The following is a 997-nucleotide window of genomic DNA, read 5'->3' as shown; positions in this document are numbered from 1 at the left end:
GTCCTGTAGAATCTCCTACAAAGGTTAACTGAACTACTTGACCTTCAGGATATTTCTCAAGAAGATGTTCAATCGTCTCTTGTGTTTCCTCCGGTTCCGTTACTTGCTGGAGAAAACGCTTTGTAATTGGCTCCTGCGGATTTTTAAATACTTCTAAAACTGGACCAATTTCGACTATTTTTCCGCTTTCCATCACTGCAACTCGATGGCAAATCTTGCGGATAACATGCATTTCATGTGTAATTAGGACAATCGTTAATCCCAATCGCTCATTAATATCTACTAATAATTCAAGAATCGAATCTGTCGTTTCTGGATCAAGTGCAGATGTGGCTTCATCACATAACAACACTTTCGGGTTGTTTGCCAGCGCTCTAGCAATGCCGACACGCTGTTTTTGCCCTCCGCTCAATTGAGAGGGATAGGCATTCTCTCTTCCTTCCAGCCCAACAAGCTTAATGAGTTCATCCACCCGTTTTAATCTTTCCTCTTTTGCCACACCAGCAATTTCAAGTGGAAATGCAATATTTTGTCTAACTGTTCTAGACCAAAGCAGGTTGAAATGCTGGAAAATCATGCTAATATCCTGTCTTGCTTTTCTTAAACTCTTGCCTTTTATATGTGAAACTTCATTATTAGCCACGACAACGTTCCCGCTTGATGGAATTTCAAGTCCATTGAGCATTCGAATTAATGTACTTTTTCCAGCCCCGCTATAGCCAATGACACCAAAGATTTCTCCTTCGTTAACTTCTAAATTTACGTTGTCTACTGCAGTGACTTGGCCTTGTTTAGAAGGAAATATCTTTTGGACATTTTTGATTGAGATCATAACTGCTCACCCTCTCTAAATCCCATTTACAATATAATAGATGAATAAAGAGAAATAACAAGAAAATGCCTTTCTGTTATGAGCAGAAAGGCATTACGACTTTATCCTTCCCCTCATCTTCCAAAGCAAGTCTGCTTTGTGTGAATTGGCACCATTTCATAAAAT

General features: G+C 39.3%; 1 protein-coding gene. It reads right to left on the bottom strand.

All coding sequences use genetic code 11. From position 1 onward, the window contains the following. A partial coding sequence (locus V7149_RS26330) for a methionine ABC transporter ATP-binding protein (protein WP_335348503.1) occupies positions 1-832 on the bottom strand: 832 nt, incomplete at its 3' end. Positions 833-997 lie beyond the last annotated feature (165 nt).

This window comes from Bacillus sp. JJ1503, from assembly GCF_036965125.1.
Taxonomy (GTDB): domain Bacteria; phylum Bacillota; class Bacilli; order Bacillales; family Cytobacillaceae; genus Cytobacillus.
This window is presented reverse-complemented; position numbering and strand designations above follow the sequence as displayed.